The organism is Desulfovibrio sp. 1214_IL3152, assembly GCF_036763055.1.
Lineage (GTDB): Bacteria > Desulfobacterota > Desulfovibrionia > Desulfovibrionales > Desulfovibrionaceae > Desulfovibrio.
Genome location: NZ_JBAIYW010000185.1, coordinates 1 through 7321, shown reverse-complemented (window position 1 = coordinate 7321; position 7321 = coordinate 1). Strand labels below are relative to the sequence as shown.

The 7321-nt window shown below is 53.4% G+C and carries 7 protein-coding genes; 6 read left to right on the top strand and 1 reads right to left on the bottom strand.

The genetic code is table 11. The annotated features are described in order from the left end of the window. The first annotated feature begins 177 nt into the window (after positions 1 to 177). Positions 178 to 1596, top strand: coding sequence for a phospholipase D-like domain-containing protein (locus V6C07_RS03865; protein WP_333535049.1), 1419 nt, complete (start codon positions 178 to 180; stop codon positions 1594 to 1596). Positions 1597 to 2006: 410 nt separating this feature from the next. Further along, positions 2007 to 3188 (top strand): tyrosine-type recombinase/integrase, encoded by a 1182-nt coding sequence (locus tag V6C07_RS03860; RefSeq protein ID WP_333535048.1) that lies wholly within the window; start codon positions 2007 to 2009, stop codon positions 3186 to 3188. Positions 3189 to 3308: 120 nt separating this feature from the next. Here the strand turns inward: V6C07_RS03860 and V6C07_RS03855 are convergent, their stop codons facing one another. Further along, the gene (locus V6C07_RS03855) at positions 3309 to 4433 is read right to left on the bottom strand and encodes a Fic family protein (RefSeq protein ID WP_333535047.1); all 1125 of its coding nucleotides are present in this window, start codon (positions 4431 to 4433) and stop codon (positions 3309 to 3311) included. Positions 4434 to 4594: 161 nt separating this feature from the next. Between V6C07_RS03855 and V6C07_RS03850 the strand changes: the two genes are divergently transcribed. The 4 genes from V6C07_RS03850 (at position 4595) to V6C07_RS03835 (ending at position 7107) form a co-directional block, all read left to right on the top strand. Continuing rightward, entirely contained in the window at positions 4595 to 4819 is a 225-nt protein-coding gene (locus tag V6C07_RS03850) for a hypothetical protein (protein ID WP_333535046.1), read from the top strand. A gap of 63 nt (positions 4820 to 4882) precedes the next feature. Next, complete coding sequence (locus tag V6C07_RS03845; RefSeq protein WP_333535045.1) at positions 4883 to 5656, top strand: hypothetical protein; 774 nt, start codon at positions 4883 to 4885, stop codon at positions 5654 to 5656. Between the two features lie 145 nt (positions 5657 to 5801). Then, entirely contained in the window at positions 5802 to 6056 is a 255-nt protein-coding gene (locus V6C07_RS03840; RefSeq protein ID WP_333535044.1) for a helix-turn-helix transcriptional regulator, read from the top strand. 109 nt (positions 6057 to 6165) lie between these two features. After that, positions 6166 to 7107 (top strand): hypothetical protein, encoded by a 942-nt coding sequence (locus V6C07_RS03835; RefSeq protein ID WP_333535043.1) that lies wholly within the window; start codon positions 6166 to 6168, stop codon positions 7105 to 7107. The last annotated feature ends 214 nt before the right edge of the window (positions 7108 to 7321 follow it).

Sequence of the window (7321 nt, the reverse complement as noted above, 5' to 3'; positions counted from 1 at the left end):
TGCGTGGAGCGTGCCGCCAAGGCCAACGACATGAGCGCCCTGCGCGACCTGTTGCCGGAGCTGGCCGTGGCTGTAGAGCGCAACCGCATTGCGCTCAATCCGCATCATCAGGGCAGGTAATGTGTCGGCCGCCAGGTACAGCAATCGTCCTGCGGGTAAAATTGCAAAGGATATTAAATGATTACCGGAGTGTTGGAAACGCTGGCCCTTGTGGCCGTGCACATATTGTCCTGGGTCGCGGTTTGCCATGCACTGCTTACAAAGCATGACCCTCGGGCGGCTCTGGGCTGGACGGTGACGGCCCTGCTGCTGCCCCTTGTGGGGCCGCTTCTGTACGCCACGTTCGGTATCAGCAGGGCAGAAAGCCACGCCAGCCGCATGATGCGCCGACAGGAACCCCTTGAGCCGGATTATGCCCACCCTCCTTTTCCCGAACTGCCGCCCGAGCATGTACCGGAATACATCATCAGCATGGAGAGCATTGGCCGTCGTCTGACAGAACAGCACCTGTGCGGGGGAAACTCCCTGACGCCCCTGCACAATGGCGACGAAGCCTATCCCGCCATGCTCAAGGCCATACGCGAGGCCAAGGAGCAGGTTTTTCTCTGCACCTACATTTTTAATGCGGGCAAGACTGCCACGGATTTTGGCAATGCCATGGCTGAAGCCGCAGAGCGCGGGGTGGACGTGCGTTTGCTGGTAGACGGCATCGGCATGCTTTATTCCTGGCGCAAACCGTGGAAAAAACTGGCGGAACGCGGAGTAAGCGTAGCCATGTTCCTTCCGCCGCGCCTGTTTCCGCCCAATTTCAGCATCAATCTGCGCAACCACCGCAAGATGCTCGTTTGCGACAATACAGCCTTTACCGGCGGCATGAATATTTCAGACGACAATATCTCCGCCGGAAAGACCAAGTATGTTCAGGATGTGCATTTCCACTGCCAAGGTCCCATTGTGGACCAGTTGCGGCGGGCCTTTCTGCTCAACTGGGGATTCTGCACAGGCAAGTACACTCCCCTGCCCCCGGCCAGCACCCTGCCCGCCGGTGAAAGCCGCTGCCGTATCATCATGGACGGGCCGGGTTCCGAAGCCGATGTGCTTAACGATATCTATTGCGGCGTGGTCAACGCGGCCCGTCAGTCTGTGCGCATCATGACGCCCTATTTCCTGCCCTCGCACGGCTTTGTGTCGGCCTTGCGCAGCGCGGCACAGCGCGGCGTGGATGTGCGGGTGGTGCTTCCGGCCAAGAACAACCTGTTCTACGTCCACTGGGCGCAGTTCCGTCTGCTGCCCACCCTGCTGGAAGCGGGTGTGCGCGTGTGGTATCAGCCGCCGCCCTTTGCGCACACCAAGCTGCTTACCGTAGACTACTACTACAGCCAGATCGGCTCGGCCAACCTGGATACGCGCAGTCTGCGGCTCAATTTCGAGCTGAATATGGAAATATTCGACACAAGTTTTTGCGGCGAGGTCGCGGGCTACATTGATCGGGTCATCGGCAAGAGCAAGGAAATCACGGCGGAAGAACTGAAAAAGCTGTCTCTGCCTGTCAAGCTGCGCAATGCGGGCTGCTGGATTTTTTCTCCCTATCTGTAGGCTGGTGAGAAACGCCGGGCGCTGGCGCTGGTTGCGCTTTTCATAATGAGGGTACTTGCGCGATTGCCCAGACAGCGCTTGGGTAGATTGCAGGTCTGCTGTGCTGCACCGTGCAATAACGGACGGTAGGAATAGGGTAGGGCAAATAAAAAAGCCCTTACGGCTCGTCTCCGTAAGGGCTTGAAAAATCTGGTTGCGGGGGCAGGATTTGAACCTACGACCTTCGGGTTATGAGCACTACATTCATTAGTTCCCATTGAATCCGAATGAATACTAATTATAGCGAAATAATTGAATATTTTTGAAATATGTTTACGTTTTGCTCCCACCTTATGGCCTTGTTTTCGACTTGACTTGGTGGGAATATGGTGGGAATAAATTGCTGAACACTTCCACACGGAGGAATCGGCATGGCTTCACTTACCCGCCACCAGACCGACAAAGTCGGCGTCTTCTACATCCTCGGCAAGCAGCGCGCCAAGAGTAAAACCTCTTCCGGCGAAGCCGTTTCCACCGAAAAGACAGATAAAATCTATTATATCATGTACCGCCTTGACGGAAAAAAGGTGGAAGAAAAGGTAGGGCGCGAATCTGAGCGCATGACCGTTGCCAAGGCCGCCAAGATACGCGAACAGCGCATCAACGGCGTCACACTGCCTAACACGGAGCGCCGCCGCCAGCGCCTTGAGAAGGCTCAGGCAGAGGCCAGACGCTGGACAATCGGCAAGCTTTGGGAAGCCTACAAAGAAAACAACCCCGGCCTGAAAGGGATTGTCACCGACGAAAACCGCTTCAAAAACTACCTGAGCGGCTTTGCAAAATTATCACCCGAAGAGCTAACCACGCAGATGGTGGACACCTTGCGGCTGAAGCTCCTGAAATCCGGCAAGAAGGCCGGAACCACCAAGAACGTGTTGGAGCTTTTACGGCGCGTCATCAATTTTGGCGTTAAAAAAGGACTGTGCGCGTGGCAAGACCCGTCACGGCTGCACTTTGAGATGCCCAAGCTCAACAATGTCAAAACGGAAATGCTGACCAAGGAAGAACGCGCCCGCTTCATTGAGGCCGCTCAGGCGGCCCCTAACCGCAAGGCAGGACAGCTTATGCTCATGGCCTACTATACCGGGATGCGCCGTAATGAGCTTTTCGGCCTCAAATGGGCGCACATCGACCTTGAGCACGGCTTTATCAATATCGTGGGTGAGAAGCAGGAAGGGGCCAAGAGCAATAGGGATGAACGGATTCCCCTCACACAGCCTGTGAAGGACTTACTGGCGGAAGTGGGCGACAACGGCAGTGAATATGTATTCCCCGGCAAGGATGGGCGTAGCCGCATGATCGACATGAACAAACAGGTCAACGCCATTAAGGCCGCTGCGGGACTGCCCAAGGACTTCCGCCCTCTGCACGGCTTGCGGCATACCTTTGCCAGTGTGGCCGTGTCCAACGGCGTCCCGCTTTCCCATGTGCAAAAGCTGCTGACGCACAAAGACCCCACGTTGACGCAACGCTACGCGCATTTGGAAGACGAGGCGTTGAAGCGGGCGGCGGAAGCTGTGGGCAACTTTCTTGGCGTTCCCGATGCCAAGTAATCGTATGGGGCAACGTTTTGTTGGTTAACCGTCATGCCAGTGTCGGGAAAAATGTCGGGAAAAATGTCGGGAAAAATGTCGGGGAAAACGCGGAGCGGGCAGCATAAGAAATCACTCGGATCAAAGCCATCGGGTTGTGGTGTACTCGCTTGCCAATTCGTAGCTTGTGCTCCGCCCGCCGCTCTCGCCTTGCCGCAATATGCCGTATTCAATCAATTCCCGGATATCCCGCAAGGCGGTATCTGGTGAGCATTTTGCCAGTTTGGCGTACTTCCCGCTCGTCAGTTTTCCCTCGAACCCGTCCAACAGACGATTGATAATACTCCGTTGCCGTTCATTGAGCGGGTGCTGATTGGCATGTTGCCAAACAGCGGCCTTGCGGAAGACAGCGGCCAAAGTCTCGTCTGCGCCCTCAATGGCCCGCCCAAGGCAGCCAAGGAACCAGTTCAGCCAAGGCGTGATGTCCAAGCCGCTCTTTTGTGTACGTTCCAAAATATCGTAATATTCCTTACGCTCCCGCTCGATCTGCCCGGACATGCTGTAAAAGCGTTGCGGGCAGTCGTCGGCCCGCGCTAGGGCACAGTCGGCAATGGCGCGGGCTATGCGCCCATTGCCGTCCTCAAATGGATGGATGGTTACAAACCAGAGGTGTGCTATGCCCGCTTTCACCACGGGGTCAAGCTGTAAAGGTGCGTTGAACCACTCCAGAAAGCGGCTCATTTCACCATCAAGGCGTTCAGCCGCCGGGGCTTCAAAATGAACCTTTTCATGGCCGATGTAACCGGAGACGACTTGCATGGGGCCAGCTTCGGGCTTGCGCCATGCGCCCACGGTGATACGTCGTGACGCCCCGTATCCAGTAGGGAAGAGGGCAGCATGCCAGCCGCACAGGCGTTCAGCCGTGAGCGGTTCAGCATAGAGTTGTGTGGCGTCCAGCATCATTTCAACAACGCCCTCCACGTTTCTGCTCACGGGCGTAAGTCCGCCGATGTCGATACCAAGCCTTCTAGCCAGTGAAGAGCGCACCTGCGCCGCATCAAGGGATTCTCCTTCTATGGCGCTGGACTTCACTACATCCAGCGTCAGAGTCTCCAATCCGGCCTCAGCTCGGATAGAAAAGCCAAGAGCGTTCATCCGGCCTAAAAGCAAGCCCTGTTTGTGGCGTATGGCCGCAAGCGACTCTGCCAGTTGGGCAATGTCCCATTGGAATGTTGGCCATTCCGGCCTTTCGTGAATATATCGCATAATCTCCGCACCTCTTGCGGTGAATATGCCAGCTATTCGCTTCAAAGGCAAGATTCGCCGTAAACTTTGCGGAGAAAATTGAACATAAACACCGCATCCTTGTTACTTCAAAAATCTCCGGTATTCTGCAGCCACTACCCGACAGAAATGAGGAGAACGCGATGAAAGAACTTTATAAAAGCGATGTTTCCGCTGCTATTCACGAGACAGCCCAAGGGTTATACGAGCACGACATCATTGATGAGAAGAGCATGCACGAATTTGACAAGACGTGCCTTGCGTCTTCCCCCTTGGATGAGAAAGGGGTAATAAGTCATTGTATTGCTGATGAAGATAGGTCGCAGCAGTTCGCCGCAAATCGCGGCCAATGCAAAGTCAGTGACTGAAAAATCTCTATACACACCTCATTGTATTTTATTATCAATAATTTCTGTTGATAGGTGAAATAAATGAAAGATTTACTATATTTATTTTTTCATAGGTGCATCAGCTTTTTTTTGAGAACTGCAGTAGTTTATGTTGAACCTCTATTACAGCCTTGGCATAAAAGAGAAGAAAAAATTTTCTGTGACCCCATATCTGCAACAGATATATTAAAATACTGGCGTGGTCTATCGGAAGAATGTCTATCTATTTTGATAAGGCAAACTTTGATAAGTGAAGATAAAGTTTTTGCAAGGCCATATATTCGTGTTGCTGGAACAAAAATAGTGTGTACTGACAGTTCAAACTTTAAAGAAACTGGATACACACCAAAAACATGTTACCCTGACATAACATTCAAGAATGGGCATCAGGTATATGATTTTTCAAGAATAGTTTTTGACCGCGATGAGTTAAAAAAATTTGAACCGCGTTTCAAAAACTTAGATGAAATTCTTCAATGTGGCCATGGAAAAGATGAAGAATCAAATCTAAAATTAATTCTTGCGGAAATTGAAAAATTAAATATGGGGATTCAAAAAAATGATTCCCAAAAGTTGGCGACATATCTATTAAAGGTCATCCCCCTATTCTATAGAGAATATCGTAAAATTGATGAAAAGTCCGTCAGGCTTAAAGCTGAAGAAGGGCAAGAAGCAGAAAAAGTAATAAAAAAAGAAATTTTTTTGGAAGAACTTGGCGAAATCCTTCCGGGGCTACCCGCAAGCACACTTCTCAAGTTTTGGAAGCTTCTCCCGGCCTTTTGCAAGCTGACAGGCAGGGAGGCATCTCAAGAATAATTCATACAAATAACTTATAAAAAAAGCCTTGCGCCGATTTGAGGCTTTCACTGGCATACCCCAAAATTTCCTTTAGGCTCTCATCAAATCCGATGGGAGCCTTTCTTTTACAGGCTCCTTCACCCTATACCGTGAGGAGCATGTAATGCCTAACCGCACACCGAGGATAACCTCACCCACAAAAAAAGACTGTACCCCTGTACTGAACGACCCCTTCCACATCCTGCTCAGCGAAAAGCAGGCCGCCAACTACCTTGGCCTTACCGACAGGGCGTTGCAACAGCGCCGCTATGCCTCATTACCACCGGAATATATCAAACTGCCCGGCAGCAGCGCGGTTCGCTATCGGCTTTCTGTCCTCATGGAGTTTGTGGCCCAGGGCGAAGTGCCCCTCCCCTGACGTGGAGTCAGACATGGAGAAGGGCACGCATTCAGGCACGGGTTCACGGACTGAGCCATGCAGTTTGGCATGTTCTCGTGCATGCATGGCGTCTGCCAAGGAGTATGTCATGGAGAAAGGCATGGAGCACAGGCAGCAATGCACTCAGGGATTTTCCGCATTACAGATCAATATACTCAGCGTCATCAAGGCGCATCAGGAGGTTTTGCCCTATTGGCAGATAGCGCAACTGGTAGGCCGTCATTTTGGAGGGAACCCCACGGAAGGCGCGGTTCGCGGCGCTCTTGAGCGCATGTTTCCGCGTAACTTTCTTTTGCGCTCCCGCGCATCACGCGGACGGCTGAAGGGCAATCGCTACGCTCTGGCGCAAGACCCTTGCCTGCATATTCCGCCATGCACTTTTATCATGGAGTCAGGAGCGGAGTCTGCCGCGTACCGCAGCAGCAGTCCGGCGGCTTCTCTTCTATCAGAAGAGATAGACAGAAAGAATCTATCTGTCTCTTCTCAGAGCACGGAGCCGGAACACCGCCTTGAAGAACTCACAGAGGAGGATATCAGCTTTCATTGGCCGACCTTGGCGCGTGACGGCTTCGGCACGGCGCAAATCCGCCAGATATGCCAGCGTTTGCACAAGATAGCCATTCCCACCACACGCATACTTCAGGGGCTTGCCCATGCTGAATGGGAAATGAGTCACGGAACGCGCAAAGACTCCAAGGGAAACCCCATTGAAAAGCCCGCAAACTGGGTTTTTGAGACTCTGGCGCGGCAAGGCTACTACCCGCGTCCTGCTGGCTACATTTCCCCGCAGGAACAAGCGGAGCGCGACGCGGCAGAGGAACAGACCCGGCTTGCCGCCGCCCATGAGGCGAGAATGGATGCAGAATATGAGGCGTGGGCCGTGCAGCTTTCGCCACAGGAGCGAGAGCGCATCATTGAGGAACGTCACCCGGTGAGTGTGGGCGGGCTGCGCATGCCGGAACGGCAAGTTCTGCGGGGCTACTTCCGCGCGGAGGTCTGGCCGGAGTTGCAACGGAGGGCGCAGCAATGATGCATCCGCCACCAGTCTGTTTTCTGCCGTTCCGCCCTGTTCCCCATATCGGCTCTTCCAGACCCGTCATGTGGCATCACTCCCGGCGGATTTGGGTTTGCAGCAAGCCATGTTTTCCCTTCGGTCAAACGGCTTGGTCCTGCCGGACGGGGGGGAGGCTTCCGAAGGCTCACGAGGTTCGCCATGCCGCCGCATAGACGAAAGCGCGGCAAGA

Coding starts and splice junctions, on each gene's coding strand:
- V6C07_RS03865 (WP_333535049.1), top strand. CDS start 178: ATGATTACCGGAGTGTTGGAAACGCTGGCCCTTGTGGCCGTGCACATA.
- V6C07_RS03860 (WP_333535048.1), top strand. CDS start 2,007: ATGGCTTCACTTACCCGCCACCAGACCGACAAAGTCGGCGTCTTCTAC.
- V6C07_RS03855 (WP_333535047.1), bottom strand. CDS start 4,433: ATGCGATATATTCACGAAAGGCCGGAATGGCCAACATTCCAATGGGAC.
- V6C07_RS03850 (WP_333535046.1), top strand. CDS start 4,595: ATGAAAGAACTTTATAAAAGCGATGTTTCCGCTGCTATTCACGAGACA.
- V6C07_RS03845 (WP_333535045.1), top strand. CDS start 4,883: ATGAAAGATTTACTATATTTATTTTTTCATAGGTGCATCAGCTTTTTT.
- V6C07_RS03840 (WP_333535044.1), top strand. CDS start 5,802: ATGCCTAACCGCACACCGAGGATAACCTCACCCACAAAAAAAGACTGT.
- V6C07_RS03835 (WP_333535043.1), top strand. CDS start 6,166: ATGGAGAAAGGCATGGAGCACAGGCAGCAATGCACTCAGGGATTTTCC.